Annotated in this window: 21 protein-coding genes; 7 read left to right on the forward strand and 14 right to left on the reverse strand. The window is 64.3% G+C overall.

Annotated features, from left to right (window positions below; genetic code table 11):
- Window positions 1-10: 10 nt before the first annotated feature.
- The 7 genes from ispF (at window position 11) to ACFOJE_RS01505 (ending at window position 7,437) form a co-directional block, all read left to right on the forward strand.
- Window positions 11-484, forward strand: a complete 474-nt coding sequence (ispF, locus tag ACFOJE_RS01475; RefSeq protein ID WP_377812452.1) for a 2-C-methyl-D-erythritol 2,4-cyclodiphosphate synthase — start codon at window positions 11-13, stop codon at window positions 482-484.
- Complete coding sequence (gene truD / locus ACFOJE_RS01480; RefSeq protein WP_377812453.1) at window positions 481-1,539, forward strand: tRNA pseudouridine(13) synthase TruD; 1,059 nt, start codon at window positions 481-483, stop codon at window positions 1,537-1,539. Before ispF ends, truD begins: the two co-directional genes overlap by 4 nt.
- Window positions 1,527-2,276, forward strand: a complete 750-nt coding sequence (surE, locus tag ACFOJE_RS01485; protein ID WP_377812454.1) for a 5'/3'-nucleotidase SurE — start codon at window positions 1,527-1,529, stop codon at window positions 2,274-2,276. Before truD ends, surE begins: the two co-directional genes overlap by 13 nt.
- Window positions 2,276-2,953 carry a protein-L-isoaspartate(D-aspartate) O-methyltransferase gene (locus tag ACFOJE_RS01490; protein ID WP_377812455.1) on the forward strand — a complete coding sequence of 226 codons (678 nt, stop codon included), beginning with the start codon at window positions 2,276-2,278 and terminating at the stop codon, window positions 2,951-2,953. Before surE ends, ACFOJE_RS01490 begins: the two co-directional genes overlap by 1 nt.
- 251 nt (window positions 2,954-3,204) lie before the next feature.
- The gene (locus tag ACFOJE_RS01495; RefSeq protein ID WP_377812456.1) at window positions 3,205-4,050 is read left to right on the forward strand and encodes a peptidoglycan DD-metalloendopeptidase family protein; all 846 of its coding nucleotides are present in this window, start codon (window positions 3,205-3,207) and stop codon (window positions 4,048-4,050) included.
- Window positions 4,051-4,146: 96 nt separating this feature from the next.
- Window positions 4,147-5,157, forward strand: a complete 1,011-nt coding sequence (gene rpoS, locus ACFOJE_RS01500) for an RNA polymerase sigma factor RpoS (RefSeq protein ID WP_377812457.1) — start codon at window positions 4,147-4,149, stop codon at window positions 5,155-5,157.
- Between the two features lie 453 nt (window positions 5,158-5,610).
- Entirely contained in the window at window positions 5,611-7,437 is a 1,827-nt protein-coding gene (locus tag ACFOJE_RS01505; protein ID WP_377812458.1) for a methyl-accepting chemotaxis protein, read from the forward strand.
- 69 nt (window positions 7,438-7,506) lie between these two features.
- Here the strand turns inward: ACFOJE_RS01505 and fdxA are convergent, their stop codons facing one another.
- The 14 genes from fdxA to ACFOJE_RS01575 form a co-directional block, all read right to left on the reverse strand.
- Window positions 7,507-7,830: a ferredoxin FdxA gene (gene fdxA, locus ACFOJE_RS01510; protein ID WP_377812459.1), complete on the reverse strand. Its 324-nt coding sequence runs from the start codon at window positions 7,828-7,830 to the stop codon at window positions 7,507-7,509.
- A gap of 136 nt (window positions 7,831-7,966) precedes the next feature.
- Window positions 7,967-10,546, reverse strand: a complete 2,580-nt coding sequence (mutS, locus tag ACFOJE_RS01515; RefSeq protein ID WP_377812460.1) for a DNA mismatch repair protein MutS — start codon at window positions 10,544-10,546, stop codon at window positions 7,967-7,969.
- Entirely contained in the window at window positions 10,546-11,838 is a 1,293-nt protein-coding gene (locus ACFOJE_RS01520) for an Arm DNA-binding domain-containing protein (RefSeq protein ID WP_377812461.1), read from the reverse strand. Before ACFOJE_RS01520 ends, mutS begins: the two co-directional genes overlap by 1 nt.
- Window positions 11,805-12,002 carry an excisionase gene (locus ACFOJE_RS01525; RefSeq protein ID WP_376943974.1) on the reverse strand — a complete coding sequence of 66 codons (198 nt, stop codon included), beginning with the start codon at window positions 12,000-12,002 and terminating at the stop codon, window positions 11,805-11,807. The genes ACFOJE_RS01520 and ACFOJE_RS01525 overlap by 34 nt, the downstream gene beginning before the upstream one ends.
- Window positions 11,999-12,301 (reverse strand): hypothetical protein, encoded by a 303-nt coding sequence (locus ACFOJE_RS01530; protein ID WP_377812462.1) that lies wholly within the window; start codon window positions 12,299-12,301, stop codon window positions 11,999-12,001. The genes ACFOJE_RS01525 and ACFOJE_RS01530 overlap by 4 nt, the downstream gene beginning before the upstream one ends.
- Entirely contained in the window at window positions 12,298-13,353 is a 1,056-nt protein-coding gene (locus ACFOJE_RS01535) for a phosphoadenosine phosphosulfate reductase domain-containing protein (protein ID WP_377812463.1), read from the reverse strand. The genes ACFOJE_RS01530 and ACFOJE_RS01535 overlap by 4 nt, the downstream gene beginning before the upstream one ends.
- Window positions 13,350-14,258, reverse strand: coding sequence for a hypothetical protein (locus ACFOJE_RS01540; protein ID WP_377812464.1), 909 nt, complete (start codon window positions 14,256-14,258; stop codon window positions 13,350-13,352). Before ACFOJE_RS01540 ends, ACFOJE_RS01535 begins: the two co-directional genes overlap by 4 nt.
- Entirely contained in the window at window positions 14,251-14,835 is a 585-nt protein-coding gene (locus ACFOJE_RS01545; protein ID WP_377812465.1) for a hypothetical protein, read from the reverse strand. The genes ACFOJE_RS01540 and ACFOJE_RS01545 overlap by 8 nt, the downstream gene beginning before the upstream one ends.
- Entirely contained in the window at window positions 14,832-15,311 is a 480-nt protein-coding gene (locus ACFOJE_RS01550; RefSeq protein ID WP_377812466.1) for a hypothetical protein, read from the reverse strand. Before ACFOJE_RS01550 ends, ACFOJE_RS01545 begins: the two co-directional genes overlap by 4 nt.
- Before the next feature lie 63 nt (window positions 15,312-15,374).
- Window positions 15,375-16,196 (reverse strand): YfdQ family protein, encoded by an 822-nt coding sequence (locus ACFOJE_RS01555; protein WP_377812467.1) that lies wholly within the window; start codon window positions 16,194-16,196, stop codon window positions 15,375-15,377.
- 24 nt (window positions 16,197-16,220) lie between these two features.
- The gene (locus ACFOJE_RS01560) at window positions 16,221-16,568 is read right to left on the reverse strand and encodes a hypothetical protein (RefSeq protein WP_377812468.1); all 348 of its coding nucleotides are present in this window, start codon (window positions 16,566-16,568) and stop codon (window positions 16,221-16,223) included.
- A 60-nt stretch (window positions 16,569-16,628) separates the two neighbouring features.
- The gene (locus tag ACFOJE_RS01565; RefSeq protein ID WP_377812469.1) at window positions 16,629-16,955 is read right to left on the reverse strand and encodes a pyocin activator PrtN family protein; all 327 of its coding nucleotides are present in this window, start codon (window positions 16,953-16,955) and stop codon (window positions 16,629-16,631) included.
- A 50-nt stretch (window positions 16,956-17,005) separates the two neighbouring features.
- Complete coding sequence (locus ACFOJE_RS01570) at window positions 17,006-17,584, reverse strand: deoxynucleotide monophosphate kinase family protein (protein ID WP_377812470.1); 579 nt, start codon at window positions 17,582-17,584, stop codon at window positions 17,006-17,008.
- Window positions 17,581-17,772 carry a hypothetical protein gene (locus tag ACFOJE_RS01575; protein WP_377812471.1) on the reverse strand — a complete coding sequence of 64 codons (192 nt, stop codon included), beginning with the start codon at window positions 17,770-17,772 and terminating at the stop codon, window positions 17,581-17,583. The genes ACFOJE_RS01570 and ACFOJE_RS01575 overlap by 4 nt, the downstream gene beginning before the upstream one ends.
- Window positions 17,773-17,832 lie beyond the last annotated feature (60 nt).

The following is a 17,832-nucleotide window of genomic DNA, read 5'->3' on the forward strand; positions in this document are numbered from 1 at the left end:
CGGTTTTTTTATGCGTATTGGTCACGGCTACGACGTGCATCGCTTCGGCGAGGGCGAATTCATCACGCTCGGCGGAGTTCGGATTCCCCATAAATTCGGTCTGATCGCCCATTCCGACGGCGACGTGCTGCTGCACGCGCTGTCCGACGCGCTGCTCGGCGCAGCGGCCCTGGGCGATATCGGCCGGCATTTCCCGGATACCGATCCGCAGTTCAAGGGGGCGGACAGCCGTGCGCTGCTGCGCCACGTACTCGCTCTGGTGCGGGGCAAGGGCTGGCGGGTCGGCAATATCGACGCCACCATCGTCGCCCAGGCGCCGAAGATGGCGCCGCACATCGAGAAAATGCGCGAGCTGATCGCCGCGGATCTCGAAGTCGAGACGGATCAGGTCAACGTCAAGGCGACCACTACCGAGAAGCTCGGCTTCGCCGGGCGCGAGGAAGGCATCGCGGTGCACGCCGTCGCCCTGTTGCTGCCGCTATGACCGAACTCGAGCTGCTCGGCCCTCGGGCCCATGGCGAGCCTTGCGGCCAGGGGGTACTGAAGGCCTGCGCGGAGGACTTCCAGGTCGACGAGGTACTCGACATCCCGCTGAGCGGAGAGGGCGAGCACCTCTGGCTGTGGGTGGAAAAGCGCGGGCTGAATACCGAGGAGGCGGCACGCCGGTTGGCGCGGGCGGCAGGCATGCCGCTCAAGAGCGTCAGCTATGCCGGCCTCAAGGATCGCCAGGCGCTGACCCGGCAATGGTTCAGCCTGCACCTGCCAGGCAAGGCCGATCCGGAACTGGGCGCGGCGGAGGGCGACAGCCTGCGCATCCTCAAGCGTGTCCGCCACTCGCGCAAGCTGCAGCGCGGCGCCCATGCGGCTAACGGCTTCAGCCTGCGGCTGACCCAGCTGCGCGGCGACCGCGAGCGACTGGAGGCGCGACTCGAGCGCCTCAAGGCCGAAGGGGTGCCCAATTACTTCGGTCTGCAGCGCTTCGGCCACGAGGGTGGCAATCTGCTCGAGGCCCGGGCCTACGCCGAGCGAGGGGAGCTGCCGGTCCAGCGCAACCTGCGCTCGCGCCTGCTCTCCACGGCGCGTAGCTATCTGTTCAATCGAGCGCTCGCCGAGCGGGTCGCTGTCGGCAGCTGGAACCGGGCCCTGCCTGGAGATCTGCTGGCCTTCACCGACAGCCGCAGCTTCTTCCCGGCGGGGGAGGCCGAGTGCGCGGACCCGCGCCTGGCCCTGCTTGATCTGCATCCCACCGGGCCGCTGTGGGGCGCCGGAGCGTCGTCGGCCGGCGGTGCCGAACGGGAATTGGAGGCGGGAATCGCCGCGCGCGAGGACAGACTCTGCGCCTGGCTGGGGGAAGCGGGACTGGCGCACGAACGTCGAATCCTGCGCCTCCCCATCGGCAGCCTGACATGGCATTATCCCGCCACCGATACACTGCAACTGGGATTTATCCTGCCGGCCGGATGCTTCGCCACCGTCGTGGTGCGCGAGTTGATCGATCTGCTGCCAGCAGGGCACACGGATACTCCATGCGAATTCTGATTGCCAACGACGACGGGGTCCATGCCCCCGGCATCGCCGCGCTCCACGACGCGCTGGCCGACTACGCCGAATGCGTGGTCGTCGCCCCCATTCAGGACATGAGCGGCGCCAGCAGCTCGCTCACCCTGGACCGGCCGCTGCACCCGCAGCGCTTGCCGAACGGGTTCATCGCCCTCGACGGCAGTCCGACGGATTGCGTCCATCTCGGCCTCAACGGGCTTTTGGAACAGCCGCCGGACATGGTGGTCTCGGGCATCAACCTGGGCGCCAACCTGGGCGACGACGTGCTCTACTCCGGCACCGTGGCTGCCGCCATCGAGGGGCGTTTCAGCGGACGCCCGGCGTTCGCCTTCTCCCTGCTGTCGCGTCAGCCGGACAACCTGCCGACCGCCGCGCATATCGCCCGGTTATTGGTCGAGCGGCACGGTGAGCTCGATCTGCCGCCGCGCACCGTGCTGAGCGTGAACGTCCCCAATCTGCCCCTGGATCACATCCGCGGCATCCGCCTGACCCGCCTGGGGCACCGTGCCCGCGCCAAGGCTCCGGTGAAGGTGGTCAATCCGCGCGGCAAGGAGGGTTACTGGATCTCGGTAGCCGGCGACGTCGAGGACGGCGGACCGGGGACCGACTTCCATGCCGTGATGCAGGGCTACGTCTCGATCACTCCGTTGCAGCTGGATCGCACCTTTCACGAGGCTTTCAGTGGCCTCGGCAGCTGGGTGGAGGGATTGCTCTGATGCGTCGCCAGCAAGACGACCTGCTGCACCGGGGCATCGGCATGACATCGCAGCGCACCCGCGAGCGTCTGATCCAGCGCCTCTATGAGGAGGGCTTGTCGAACGCTGCGGTGCTCGAGGTGATCCGTCGTACGCCGCGGCATCTGTTCGTCGACGAGGCGCTGGCCCATCGGGCATATGAAGACACCGCCTTGCCCATCGGCCACAACCAGACGATTTCCCAGCCCTACATGGTCGGGCGCATGACCGAGCTGCTGCTGGCGGGCGGCCCGCTGGACAAGGTGCTGGAAATCGGTACCGGTTCGGGCTATCAGACCGCGGTTCTGGCGCAGCTGGTGGAGCGGGTGTTTTCGGTCGAGCGGATCCAGACGCTGCAGGAGCGCGCCAAGGAGCGCCTGACGGAGCTCAGCTTGCGCAACGTGGTCTTCCGCTGGGGCGATGGCTGGGAGGGGTGGCCGGCCTTGGCACCCTACAACGGCATCATCGTGACGGCGGCCGCTGCCGACGTGCCGCAGGCGTTGCTCGATCAGCTGGCTCCCGGCGGGCGCCTGGTCATTCCGGTAGGGGAAGGCACCACGCAACAGTTGCAGCTGATCATCCGCGAAGGCGATGGCTTCGCCCGCCATGTATTGGATAACGTGCGTTTCGTTCCCCTGTTGCATGGCTCGCAGCTCTAAGTATTCGGGACGGATCTGTGAAGCCATCCCTGCATCCTCTTCCGACAGGAGCCGTCCCGTGGGCGACGCCGTCCGGGGCGGGTCCGGTTTCTGTATCAGTTGTGCGATGATTTCGCCGAAATGTCGGCGCGGGTTGAGTGGTCGCTCTGCTGCCGATTCTCGATCGGGCCGGCCAGTCGGGGCCAACAGCTAGGCACCGTGGATCGCCGCGATCCCTGCGGGCCTTCAGTCTTTTTTTATCGGAGGAACGGGTGAGTCTCAGAGCCATACAACAGTGGGGGAGTCATGGCAGTGCATGGCTCCCGGCGACTGGATTCGTCATCGCCATGCTGCTGGGTGGCTGCACGAGTTCACCCTCTGGGAACGTACAGGTGGTCGACCGCAACGCAGTAGCGCGTACCAACAGCGGTCACTACGTGGTGCAGCGTGGCGACTCGCTGTATTCCATCGCCTTCCGCTACGGATGGGATTGGCGGGAGCTGGCCGACCTCAACGGTATTTCCGCGCCCTATACCATCCATCCCGGACAGAGGATTCGCTTCGGACGGGGCCAGTCGTCCGGTACCTATGCCGCAGAGCGCAAGCCGGCGCCTGCCTCCTCCAAGGCGACCTCTTCTACAGCAGTCGTGGCTGCTCCGGCCAATCCCGCGGCCAGGACGGAGAAACCCTCCGCCGCGCCTGCCTCCGTCGCCCCGATTCCGACTCCGATACCTGCCGCGAACTCGCCTGCCGGCTGGACCTGGCCGGCCAACGGTCCCCTCGTCGGGCGCTTCTCCTCAAACGGTAGTTTGAATAAAGGCATTGATATCGGCGGACAATTGGGCCAGCCTGTTTCAGCTGCGTCTGATGGGGCGGTGGTATACGCCGGCAATGGTCTGAGGGGCTATGGCGAGCTGATCATCATCAAGCACAGCGACCTTTACGTGAGTGCCTACGGGCACAACCGTAAATTGCTGGTACGGGAAGGGCAACAGGTCAAGGCCGGGCAGACGATTGCCGAAATGGGGTCCACGGGAACCGATCAGGTGAAGCTTCATTTCGAGATCCGCCAACAGGGCAAGCCTGTCGATCCGCTGCAGTACCTGCCTTCTCGATGATCCAGCCTGGTTACGAAAACTAGGGGATGGCTCTGATCTTGCCAGGGGAGGGTGATTTTCGAGCCTGATTGTCGAACTCAGCATAGGATCGCAACGATGGCACTGAAACTAAATATAAAAGTAAAAGAAGCGCCGGAGTTTGATGTGGATGACGATGTGCTCCTGATGGAGCCCGAGATCGTGCTGGAGGACGTGTTGAGCGAAGAGCCTGATCTTCCCGGCACGAAGTCCCGCCAGGCCGGCACGAAACAGCACAAGTACATCGATTACACCCGAGCGCTCGATGCCACCCAGCTTTATCTCAACGAGATCGGTTTCTCGCCGCTGCTGACCCCGCCGGAAGAGGTGCACTTCGCGCGACTGGCGCAGAAGGGGGACCCGGCCGGGCGCAAGCGCATGATCGAGAGCAACCTGCGTCTGGTAGTCAAGATCGCCCGCCGCTATGTCAATCGTGGCCTGTCGCTGCTCGACCTGATCGAAGAGGGCAACCTGGGACTGATCCGGGCGGTGGAGAAGTTCGATCCGGAGCGTGGATTCCGCTTCTCCACCTACGCCACCTGGTGGATTCGCCAGACCATCGAGCGGGCCATCATGAATCAGACCCGCACCATTCGTCTGCCGATCCACGTGGTCAAGGAGCTCAATGTCTATCTGCGGGCGGCACGCGAGCTGACCCAGAAGCTCGACCACGAGCCTTCGGCCGAAGAGATCGCCTGCCTGCTGGAAAAGCCCGTGGCAGAAGTGAAGCGAATGTTGGGCCTGAACGAGCGGGTCACCTCGGTGGACGTTTCCCTGGGGCCGGACTCCGACAAGACCCTGCTCGACGTGCTGACCGACGAGCGGCCGTCGGACCCCTGCGAACTGCTGCAGGACGACGATCTTTCCCAGAGCATCGACCAGTGGCTGTTCGATCTGACCGAGAAGCAGCGCGAGGTCGTGGTCCGGCGTTTCGGTCTGCGCGGCCATGAAAGCTACACGCTGGAAGAGGTAGGGCAGGAAATCGGTCTGACCCGCGAGCGGGTCCGTCAGATCCAGGTCGAGGCGCTCAAGCGTCTGCGGGAGATCCTCGAGAAGAACGGACTTTCCAGCGACGCATTGTTCCAGTGAAGCGATATTCCTGAACCTGAACCTGAACCTGAACCTGAACCTGAACCTGAACCTGAAGGGGCGGGCTGTGCCACGCCCCTTTTGCTGGTCCTGTGGCACTCCCCCCTGGCCTGCTACTCCCTCTGCCCACGCCTCCATTTCTCCTCCAGAAGAATGAGCAGCCATACCCGTGCGGCCTGATTCGGCTCTGTCGTTGAGTGTCGACGGATTGCCGTTCCCGGCTCGCTGGGGGCCGAAACCTTTGTCTCAATATGTACAAAGAGCGTTGGGGAATCCGACTGTTTCTGTCGGCAATCCGACATTGAAATGGCTATCTGCCATCTAAAGTCCATGAAAACCGGGCTCTTATCCCTGGTGTGCTTCTTGCTGTTGCTCCGGTGGGGCTAGTACGTCCGCCCCAAATCGTAGCCTTGCCTCGCGCGTCCCTGCAGAAGCATACACAAGGAGCTCGACATGAAGTCCGACCTACCGATCACGCAGAATGAATACGAGCTGAGGGATGATCAGAACCTGCTTTCTAGAACCGACCTGAAAGGGCGGATCACCTACGCAGCCCCCGGCTTCATCGAAGCGAGCGGTTACAACCGTGAGGAGTTGATCGGTGCTCCCCACAGCCTGGTTCGTCACCCTGACATGCCCAAGGAGGCATTCGCCAACCTCTGGGAAACCCTCCAGCGCGGCGAGATCTGGACGGGGCTGGTGAAGAACCGGCGAAAGAATGGCGATTACTACTGGGTGCGTGCCAACGTCGCCCCCATCATCGAGAACGGAGAGGTTCTGGGCTACTCCTCCGTTCGCGTCAAGGTGTCACCCGCGGAGCGGACCCGGGCCGAGGCGGCCTACTCCCGTATCCGCGCCGGCCAGTCGCGGGGCATACGTCTCGTGCGCGGGCAGATCACCCGGACCGGCCTGGTCGGCTGGCTGCAGCGCATCGACCCTGGTTCCATCGGTTTTCGCCTGAACGCCATGGTCTGTCTCAATCTGCTGCTGCTGGCGGTCTGCGCCAGCGTGAGCTTTCTCGGGTTCGAGCAGACTAGCGGCTACATCGCGCAACTCAAGCAGGAGGCGACGGGCGCGACCGCGCTGCTGGATGGCATGCAGTCGCAGCAGGAAAGTCTGCTGTGGACCCAGTTGATCCTGATGCTGCTGGTCGGGGGGCTGATGGTGGGGGTGGGCTCTTTGGTGCTGCGCAGTTTCCTGCGCCAACTCCAGGATGCCATCGGCTTCTCCATGCAGATCGCCACGGGCAATCTCGCCGCCACCCCGGCGCAGATGGCGCGCAGCGAGATCGGTAGGCTGCTCGACATGCTGGTGATCATGCGCAAGAGCCTGGGCAATATCGTCACCGACGTCTATCAGAGCCTCGGCGAAGTCCAGCCGGCCGCCCAGTCGATTGCCGAGGGTAACGTCGATCTGTCCCAGCGTACCGAGCAGCAGGCCGGCGCCCTGCAGCAGACGGCCTCGAGCATGGAAGAGATCACCGGCACCGTGCAGCAGAACGCCGACAACGCGCGGCAGGCCAGCCAGCTGTCGAATACCGCGGCCATGGAGGTCCAGGCCACCGGCTCGGCGGTGAGCGCGGTAGTGGATAGCATGGCGCGTATCGCCGGCAGTTCCGACAAGATCGCCGAGATCATCCGGGTGATCGACGGGATCGCCTTCCAGACCAACATCCTCGCCCTCAATGCCTCGGTCGAGGCGGCCCGTGCCGGCGAGCACGGGCGCGGCTTCTCCGTGGTCGCCAGCGAGGTGCGCAACCTCGCCGGGCGTTGTTCGGCCGCGGCCAAGGACGTGCGCGAGCTGATCGAGGTTTCCGGCCGCGAGGTGCAGAGCGGCGAACAGCACGTCAAGCAGGCCGAGACGGCCATTCAGCGCGTGGTCGAGGCGGTGCTCAAGGTCAACGACATCATGGGCGAGATCGCCGCTGCCTCGGAAGAACAGACCCGTGGCATCGAGCAGGTCAACCGGGCGGTCGCGCAGATGGACGAGGTCACCCAACGCAATGCGGAGCTGGTCGAGCAGTCGGCCCGTGACGCGGCCCATCTGGACGAGCAGGTGGCCTATCTGTCCAACACCATTTCCGTGCTGCGCACCGCCGGACGAGGGCTAGAACAGGTCAGTCGCGAACAGCGCTTCGTCGCCCAGGCGGCCCGGAAGCGCATCGAAAAGAAGGCTCCGCTGGTGAGCCGGGTCGCCGAGGTCACGACCCTGCTGCGCCCGAGGGGCCCGCTGCCGGCCGCGAGCGGGGCGATCGGCGGCGACGACTGGAAGGTGTTCTGACCGGCGATCCTGCGCTGCCGGAAAGCAAAAGGCCCGCCGAACGGCGGGCCTTTTCGTTGGCAGGGGAACTCAGCGCTCCAGATACTTGATCTTGCCTTTCACCCCGTCCCACTGCTCGGCGTCCGGCAGCGATTCCTTCTTCTCGGTGATGTTCGGCCAGACTTCAGCCAGTTCGGCGTTCAGCTGGATGTACTCCTGCATGTCCTCGGGGACTTCGTCCTCGGAGTAGATCGCCTGGGCCGGGCACTCGGGCTCGCACAGCGCGCAGTCGATGCACTCGTCCGGATGGATGACCAGGAAATTCGGCCCCTCGTAGAAACAGTCTACCGGGCAGACTTCAACACAGTCGGTGTACTTGCATTTGACGCAGTTGTCGGTAACGACGAAGGACATTTTTCTTTCTCTCCTCAGGCGGTAGCAGAAGAGCCCGATGGGGAATCCTGCTTGTATCGTGGTGTCTCGCCGCCTCTAGGCCATGGGCAGCGGATTTCGAAACGGGCGCGATTCTATCAGCTTGTTCCGGGTGCCGTCAGATGCGCTTCTTTAATGTATACAACAGCTCGAGGGCCTGCCGCGGACTCAGGTCGTCCGGATCGACCCGTTCCAGCTCCTCCAGCACCGGATGGGGCAGGCTGGCGAACAGATCGTTCTGGATCGGCGCCGCGGACTTGCCGTCCTTTGCGCGCGGCGTTTCGTGCGGCAGGCTGGTGGTTTCCAGCCGCGCCAGATGCTCCCGCGCACGCAGGATCACGGCGGTCGGCACCCCGGCGAGCTGCGCCACCGCCAGACCATAGCTCTGGCTGGCCGGCCCCGGCAGCACGTGATGCAGGAAGACGATGCGGTCGTTGTGCTCGGTGGCGTTGAGATGCACGTTGGCCACCACCGGCTCGCTCTCCGGCAGCACGGTCAGCTCGAAGTAGTGGGTGGCGAACAGGGTGAAGGCGCGCAGACGCGCCAGGTGCTCGGCGGCCGCCCAGGCCAGCGATAGGCCGTCGAAGGTGCTGGTGCCGCGGCCGACCTCGTCCATCAGTACTAGGCTGCGGTCGCTGGCGTTGTGCAGGATGTTGGCGGTCTCGCTCATTTCCACCATGAAGGTGGAGCGCCCGCCGGCCAGATCGTCGCTGGAGCCGATGCGGGTGAAGATGCGGTCCACCAGGGACAGCTCGCAGCTGGCCGCCGGCACGAAGCTGCCGATGTGGGCGAGCAGCACGATCAGCGCGGTCTGGCGCATGTAGGTGGACTTACCGCCCATGTTCGGGCCGGTGATGATCAGCATGCGCGTGGCATCGTCCAGCGCCAGGTCGTTGGCGACGAAGGGCGTGTCGAGCACCTGCTCCACCACCGGGTGGCGGCCCTGCTGGATGCGCATGCAGGGCTCGTCGACGAAGCGCGGTCGGTTGAGGTCCAGATTCAGCGCCCGTTCGGCCAGGTTCGCCAGCACGTCCAGTTCCGCCAGGGCCGCAGCGGTTTCCTGCAGCGGCGCCAGCTCGCCGATGAGAATCTCCAGAAGTTCGTCGTACAGCGCCTTCTCCCGCGCCAGGGCACGGCTCTTGGCCGACAGCGCCTTGTCCTCGAAGGCCTTGAGTTCCGGCGTGATGAAGCGCTCGGCGCCCTTCAAGGTCTGCCGGCGGATATAGTCGGCCGGCGCCTGCTCGGCCTGGACCCGCGGCAGCTCGATGTAGTAGCCGTGGATGCGGTTGTAGCCGACCTTGAGATTGGGCAGGCCGGTGCGTTCCTTCTCCCGCGCTTCCAGGTCCATCAGGAACTGGCCGGCGTTCTCGCTGAGCGACAGCAGCTCGTCCAGCTCGGCGTCGTAGCCGCGCTTGAGCACGCCGCCGTCGCGGATCACCGCCGGCGGGTTGTCGATGATCGCCCGGGCCAGCAGCTCGGCGAGCTCGGGATAGGTGCGGATGCTCTCGGCGAGCTGATTCAGGTGCGGCACCACCAGATCCTGCATGCCCGCCTGCAGCTGCGGCAGGGCGGCCAGGGCGTCGCGCAGGCGCGCGAGATCCCGCGGGCGGGCGTTGCGCAGGCCGATGCGGGCGAGGATGCGCTCGACGTCGCCGATCTCCTTGAGCTGCGGCTGGAGCTGCTCGAAGCGGTAGTTCTCCTGCAGACAGGCGATGGAGTCCTGGCGCGCCACCAGCACGGCGCGGTCGCGCAACGGACGGTTCAGCCAGCGCCCGAGTAGGCGATTGCCCATGGCGGTCTGGCAGCGGTCGATCACCGATTGCAGGGTGTTGTCTCGTCCGCCGGAGAGATTGACGTCCAGCTCCAGATTGCGTCGGCTGGCACCGTCGAGGATGACCGTGTCGTCCAGGCGCTCGTGGCGCAGACTGCGCAGATGGGGCAGGGCGGTGCGCTGGGTTTCCCTGGCGTAGGCCAGGAGACAGCCGGCGGCGCCGATGGCCAGGGTCAGGCCCTCGCAGCCGAAGCCCTTCAGGTCCTGGGTGGCGAACTGCTGGCAGAGGCTCTTGTGCGCGCTGTCGCGGTCGAAGTCCCAGGGCGCGCGGCGATGCGCCCCGCGGCGCTTCTCCAGCGGCAGGCCGGTCGGCCAGTCGTCGGGGTACAGCAGCTCGGCCGGATTCAGGCGTTCCAGTTCGGCCAGCAGGTTGTCCCAGCCCTTGAGCTCCTGCACGCTGAAGCGGCCGCTGGTGATGTCCAGCACCGCCAGGCCAAACAGCCGCTCGTCGCCGAGCACTGCGGTCAGCAGGTTGTCCTGGCGCTCGTCGAGCAGAGCCTCGTCGCTGATCGTGCCCGGGGTGATGATGCGCACCACCTGGCGTTCCACCGGCCCCTTGCTGGTCGCCGGGTCGCCGATCTGCTCGCAGATCACCACCGACTGGCCGAGCTTGACCAGCTTGGCCAGATAGCCCTCGGCGGAATGAAAGGGAATCCCAGCCATGGGAATCGACTGCCCGGCCGACTGTCCGCGAGCCGTCAGGGTGATGTCGAGCAGCTTGGCGGCCTTCTTGGCATCCTCGTAGAACAGCTCGTAGAAATCGCCCATGCGATAGAACATCAGCTGATCCGGATGCTCGCGCTTGAGCTTCCAGTACTGCTGCATCATCGGAGTGTGTTGGGAAAAATCAGAAAAGTCTTTAGACATCAGGGGGTTACGCGATCAGTCTTAAAAGTGTGGGGCAGATTTGGGGCTTTTTGCGCTTCGTTTTGCATGCCGCGCCAGATGTGCTGCAGCTCGTTCGGAGACTCGTCGTCCATCCACCTGGCGTAGACCTCCACCAGCATGGTGTAGTCCTTGTGCCCCATTTGCTTGGCGATGAAGGCAAGGTTACCACGGGCCGTCAGACACCAGCAGGCATAGGTGTGCCGGGACTGGTACGGGCGGCGCGGGCGGATCTTGGCGCGCTTCTGGATGGTGTTCCATTTGGTGTTCCAGGCGGTGGGAACGAACCAGGGATTGATGTGGGTCTTCCTGGCCTGCAGCGTGGGAGAGAGCAGCGGGGTCACGGTGTCGATCCGGGTTTCGTGCCTGGTCAGCTGGACGGTGATCTGGTGCCGGGGCACCTTGCTGGGAATGGCGAGCAGGGTGCGGCAGGCCTCTAGCGCCGGGGGGAACAGCATCACGGTACGGGGCTTGCCGGTCTTCGGTAGTTTGAAGGTGCCCTTGCCGGTGATGGCACGCTGGACGTGAATCAGGCCGACCTCGAGGTCGATGTCTTCCCGGGCCAGGGCGCAGATCTCGCCAGGACGCAGGCCAGTGTAGATGGCCAGGGTAACGGCAGCGTGGTCGGCCGGGTGTAGGCAGCCCACGGTCAGCAGCGCCTCGACCTCGGCCCGGGTGAGCGGATCCGGCTCGCGATCACTCATCTCGAAGCGGTTGCAGGCCTCGGCCAGGCCCGCCCGGCAGTAGCCGTTACTTTCACACCAGCGCAGGAAGCCGGCGACCGTGGCCAGGTAGTGGTTAACCGTTGAGGTGGCTCGGTCCTCTATCAGCTGGACGCGCAGCGTCTGGATATCCTCGGGCAGCAGCACGCTAGCCAGGCGGTCCTTGCCCAGTAGATCGATGCAGATATTCAGCGCCCAGCCGTAGCGGCGCTCGGTTTCTTCGGTGATGTCGACGGCTTTTAGCGGCTTGTACCGCTCGAGCAGAGTGCCGAGGCGCTCGTCTCGCGGAGTGCTGTAGTTGCCGGCGTGCTTCGAGTCGGGGAAGTGCCGGGCATAGTCGAAGGTGCCTAGCTTGATCTCGTGGAGGATCGCCGCCCGGAGCTGGGCGGCGTGGCGGATATTGGCCTTGGTGACGGGCAGGCCCAGGGTCTCGCGGCAGCGACGCCGGCGCCACATGAATGTGATACGCAGGCTATTGCCGTGGATTTCAATGCCCGTGTGCTTGGCCAGTTCGGTTTCTAGGCCGCTTCCTGCGGAGCGCTCTCGACCCACTTGTCCACTTCCTCCAGGTTGATGAATACCCGGTTGTCCCGAGCCTTTCTCCAGATTCGGCCCTGTGCCCAGGTGCCGTTCTTCACTTTGTGTCTTATGGCGTCTTCGCTGTAGCCGGTGAGCTCGGCGGCGCGCTTGATCAGGACCCATCGCGGCATGCTCATCGGCTTCGCCCTCCCTTCCTACTTTTCCTCTTCCCCCCATGGGCCGTCGCCCTCCAGCTGATGAAGTTGGCGACGTTGCCGACCTCATCGCCGATTGCGCCGATGGTGTGGTCCATGATGGCGCGCAGTTCATCGAACGTGGCGTGCTGGATGGTTTTGGTGCTCTCTACCACGGTGCGCCCGTCCGGGGTTTTGACGACGTAGTCCACGGCCCAGCGCATGGGTTTGGTGGGGACGCCGCCGGTGACCTTGGCCTGCTCCTTGGGCATTTCGGTGCTGTAGAAGATGGTGCAGGTCATGCTGCCACCTCAATCGGCCGCCAATCGCTGTCGCACAGGCCATAGGCGCTGGAGCAGGCCGAGGCGTCGACTTCTCCATCGCTGGCCAGCAGGTCGTACTGGATTCCGCCGCGGGTGGTGCGTGACCACTCGACGGCCTGGCGGATGTTGGCGATTGCTACGATCTGCTGGGCATCCATTTCCTTGATCGAGCCCTGCTGATGCTTAGCGTTGGCACCGGCAAAGAACGTCGCGCCGCCGCGCTTGCTGGCTTGGCGAACCAAGCTCTCCCAGTGCTCGATGCGGTCGATGTGTTCGGGCCAGCGTGCGGCAATCTCTCGCAGTTCAGACTTGCGGCAGTTGATGCATGGCATACACCCGACCCGGCCGGCGCCCATGGTGTAGAGCGGGTTCGGCTTGATACCCATGCAACGATGGGCCTCGAACACTGCGGGCACATCCCATTTCAGAATCGGCCGGTAGTTGAACAGGCCGCCGCCCACCTCGTCGCATTCCGGTAGGTAGCGCCTGGCCTCTGACTCCTCGCGGCGCACGCCCTGCCACGACAGGATCATGTTCTCGCCATCCATCAGCGGCAGCATGACCTGCTCGATGATGACGTTGCGCTTGAGCTCCTCGGTGCAGAACTGTGCCCGGCGGCTGGGGAAGCGTCCCTTCCAGAGACATAGGTCGAGGAAGGGGATACCGGTCGGATGCAGTACGTCCAGGGCCGCGCACACGATGCTTTCGGCTACGCCCTGAGCACGCCACTGGGTGGCGACGAACTGGCGCTTACGGGCGATTCGTTCAGAGAAGTTGGCGCGGCGGCGCTCGATGGTTACGCCGGTGGCATGTTCCAGATAATCGAGGTACTCCAGCGTCAGCTCGTGCTCGTTTCCGGTGTCGGCGAACACGGCGCGCAAGTTCGGCGCCCCCATGGTGATGGCGAGCAGCAAGGTTGCAGTGCTGTCTTTTCCCCCGGAGACGCTGACGATGTTGTGCTGCTGGACCAGAACATGGTCTGCCCCATGGGGGTAGGATGATCGAGGGTTGATGCGGAAGAGGCTGGTCATTGGCCGGCCTCCTGATCAATCCACAGGCTGGCTCGATCAAGACGCTCGATCTCAGCAAGGATCAGGGCGCCGGCCTTGATTTGATTCTGACGGTACGTCGTTGGCTTCCACCAACTATCGGCCCATGGCCATCCAGCCGGCGGCTGTCCTTCGTTCGGGTAGGCGTCAGAGAACAGCAAGTAGCATCCGGCGGCGGTAGCCAGCTCTCCAACACGGTACTGGTCATCACACTCAGGCGCGAAGCCTTCCGCCTCGACCTGGCGGCGGCGCTCTGCGAGCACATCCGCGGAGGCCTGGCTCAGCTCCGGCCGATGGCATGTCTGCGCGACGGGGGCGGTGTATAGCTTGGTTCCAGCTGGAAGATATCCCAGTCGATTCAGATCTTCCCTACTGAACCATGGGCCGTCGCGTTCGTCGGAAGGGTCAGGCAGTTGAATAGTCGCCACCGGCTGCTGCTCAGGCTCCTGCGCTTCCTGTGCTGGCGCGACCACCTCCGCAAGCTGCGCGCGCAACTGATGTGCAATGCGATATCCAGCGTCGACAAGCCGAATTGATCCGCCCGTCTCGAAGAAGCTGGCTATGACCTCGGCATCCGCTCGATTGAGCTTCACGGTTTCCTGCTGCTCGGCGGCGGGTAGGGCGGCCAGCCCGTCGACAGCCGTGGCGTAGATATCCTTGATGGTCGACCAGTCCACGGGAATTATCTCCGTGTACTCAACTTCACCGGCGCAGACTTCGCAGTCTTCTTGCGGCTCATCGAAACTGCAGGCAGTACATGTGGCCGTGTGCAGGATCGTGAATTCTCCGGACAGCAGTGCCTTGGCTCCGTTCTCTGCAGTCAGGGTACGCGGCATCAGGATGTAGTCAGCCAGCGCCTTGGCGGGCATGGTGGCTTTCTTAACCATGGCTCACCTCCTCGCGCTCCACCTGCAGCAGCGGGTTGTTCTCCAGCTCGCCCTCGATGCTGCGGGTCAACTGCTGGCGGGCGGTCATGCTGGCGGAGGGGTTGGATAGCATGCTGGCTGCCTGAAGCAGCAGGTCGTTCAGCACGATGCGGCTCTCGATTTGCACCGGGCGGTCATCAGGCTTCTTCCAAATGACTGCCGCGAGTTGCGCCTGCTCGCCGGCCAGGGCCTCAACCATTCCGAGCAGCTCTTCCTTCTCCCGCTTCGCTTGCTCCAGCTGGTCCCCACTGTCGAACGGCCCACTGACCAGCGACCAGGCGCTGGCGAATACCTGGGCCTGCTCCATGACCTGGTCGACGGTGGGCGGGCTGGCCGGATTTTCTTCGATCTCTGCCTTGCTCTGTGACGATGTGGAACCGGTCGGGTCATTCCATCCTTCTGCCAGCCCTTCCGGCGTGAATGACTCGACGCTGCGAGAGCATTTCGGGCAGACCAGCGATAGGAATCCCTCCTTATGCTGCACGCCTAAGAACGGGCCGTCGGAGCCGCAGTGGCACGGTTTCAATTCGATACTCATGCCGCAGCCTCCTGTACCACCTCGGTGGGTGCGCTGGCTTTGTCTGCCAGGGTGCGGGCGATGGCTGCGCCGCGCTTCATGTTGTCGGCTGCAACCGTGGCGCCGACGTTTCTGCAGGTGGTAGCGGCTACCTCCAGCTGAGTGGCGAAGGCGCGCAGAGTGGTGGCGTCATCGGCACTCAGGGCGCGGCGTTCGGTGTCGGCGATGCGCTGGTCGGCATCGTGGACGGCCTGTTCCAGTGCCTCGTGGGCTTCGATGCGCTCGCGATCACGGGCGGCGCGCAGCTTGAGGAGGTCGACGGTCTGGTTGTCGATCTGGCGTTGCAGGGCGGCGATCGTACCCTGCTGGCTCTCGGCACCGGCCGAGTAGCCGATGGAGTAGGAGTAGTCCTTGGCGCTGGAAATCCTGTGCAGCAGGTACATGGCCGGCAGGGCTCCGCTCAGGACCATGGCCCCGATGATGATGTAAGTGTTCATGCTGTGTCTCCCTGAGCCCGCCGCCGGGAATTAGTGTCAGAGTCCGGCGGCGGGCTTTATGTGTTAGAGGTTGGCTTCGTAGAGCGGGACTTGACCGATAGCGGCCTTGATCTGCTCGCGCACGGCGGTGTAGGCCTCTTCCAGCACCTTGTCCGGGCGCACCAGCTCGTACCACATGAATAGGCGGCCATCGGTGATGCGGTAGCGGAAGCGGGCCGGGATGCAGAAGGCTTCGCCGCCGAGGAAGGGGCGGATGCCGATGTAGAACTGCTCGGGGATGTTGAGCTGGCCGGAAGCGCCGGCGCGGCCGTCGATCTCCTCGTTGTAGGTCAGTTGCACCTGGCCGTTATCGAGGCGGATGCCCTGGCGGAAGCTGATGTTCTTCTTCGCCTCTAGGGTGCGGCTAATCTCCAGCATGTCGGCCGCGCTCGGTGCCGTGCTGGTGCCATCGGGCTGAACGATGTCCTTGACGTTCTCCTCGATGAACTCGGCAAAGTCGTTCTGGGACAGCTTCTGGCGGTCTTGCTTGCGCCAGTTTCCCCACTCGACAGTGGTCGGGCACTGGTAGGTGGCCTTGTGGGTAGCCCAGCTCGGCTGGCCGGGCTGGTGGTAGTCGAGCACGGCGATGAAGGTGCGTCCCTCCGGGCCGTTGCAGAACACCGCCGAGGCGTCGGAAGCGAAGCGGTTGACGTAGTCGATGAAGGTCTGGGCGTCCAACACCTTCAGGCTCTGGCGGATGCGCACAGGGGCATCGAGGTGCTCTTCCAGATCCTGCAGGCGCACATCGTCGGGAACCAGGGCGAGCGGGGCCGGCAGACCCGGGTGGTTGAACGGCTTGCCGAGAGCCAGGGCGAGGGTGGTCAGTTTGTTGATGGCTTCTTGCATCGTGGTTTTCCTTGGGTGAACTGCTTATTCGTTGACGGTACGCAGAGTGGCGGCCGGTTCTTCGGAGACGGAGCGCAGCGGGATTTCCTGCTGGCGAGGATCCTTGCGGGTGAGGTTGCCTTCCGGGGTCAGGAAGAACAGGGAGGTGCCGCGCGACAGTTGCGGCTCCTTGGCCTTCACATCGGCCTTGATGGTCATCTGGCCGGCGCCATCGGGCTTGTAGGTCAGCTTGATGGTCAGCTCGCCTTGCTTTCCGGTCAGGCGGATGGCGTCGATCAGGCTGTGCTGGCTATCCGTCAGCTCGTCGAGCAGGTGCCCGGCCTCCAGATCGCGCAGGGTGTCAATGAATGGGCGTGCCTTCTTGGCTGTCATGGTGCTGTGCCTCTTGGTTGTAGATCGTCAGAGTGTTGCCCGGAGCGGCCGGGCGCCGTGTCAGGCTGCAGCCCTAGTCTTGCTGTCCAGGAATGAAGCCAGATCCTCCAGAGTGACCCGGGGGCACTCCAGGCGAGATTTCGTAAGGGTGAAGGTGCGCAGCTTGATGTCGCCCTTGCGGATCAGGGAGCGCAGGTGCTTATCCGTCTCGATGTGCGGGAAGTAGTGTTCGCGTACCTCGGTAAGAGTCAGGCTGGCGACTCTCCACTGCTTCCACAGCGCATCGAGCGTGCTTGAAAAGCCAGGCTCCACCCCGCGCCCCTCCTGGGTAGCCTGGCTGGCGCAGTTCTCGGCAGGTTGGCGGGCGATGGTTTGGCCTGCGTTCATGTGGCATCGTCCTTGTGTTGGGGGATAGTGATGGATACCCAGAGGCGGCCTCAGGCTGCCTTGCGCAACTGGCGGTGGATGATTCCGGCGATGGTGGTGCGCAGCACGGCGTGGAGCGTTTCGATGTCCGAGTCGTTGCTGATCTCGATATCGCTTCCGTGGATAGCAATGCCGTGCTCGCTGCGGTGGCTGGCGACCTGGGGGGCGTCCGGGCGGTGGATATGCAGGATCATCCCGCCTCGGGCGCGAACCCAGGCGGCCTCGTTCTCGAAGCGCACGTCGCTGATGATGTAGCCGTTGAAGGCATGGGGTAGGGCGTCCTCGATGTGCGCCAGACGACGTTCCGCCACGCGCAACCAGAAGTCGCGGCCGCCGTACTGGCGGCCCCATTCCGTGCCCAGGGTCTGCAGTAGCTGGCGGGGGCTGAGGCCGATATCGGCCAGAGGCGCCTCCTTCAGATCGCCCTCTAGTTCGCGATCGCTGAGATTCAGCATGCCGCGCAGAGCCTCTTTCAGCGGCTGGGCGAAGGCGTACTGCGCGAAGCCGAAGTGCTGCTCGATGTAGGTGGCGGCGGTGCTCTTGCCGCTGTGAGCGGGGCCGGCGAGGCCGATGAGGATCTTGCGGCTCATGCTGCATCGCCTCCCCAGGGGCCGAAGTCGTCGGTGGGGCGGGCGAGCGTTGGCGCCTTGCGGCTTTTCCCAGCGATCACCAGCAGGCCGGTGCGGGCCTGGATGCGGCGGATGGTGTTGGGGCTAGAGGCGCATGCCGGGTGCAGGTACACCGGGCAGCGAGTAGTGGCGTGCTGTGTCGTATTCATCGTCGCGTACTCCAGAGGTCAGAGTGTGGGTACGCGGATTACAATACGGCGGTGAATTGG

This window comes from Azotobacter bryophylli (assembly GCF_042643485.1).
GTDB classification, from domain to species: Bacteria; Pseudomonadota; Gammaproteobacteria; order Pseudomonadales; family Pseudomonadaceae; genus Azotobacter; species Azotobacter bryophylli.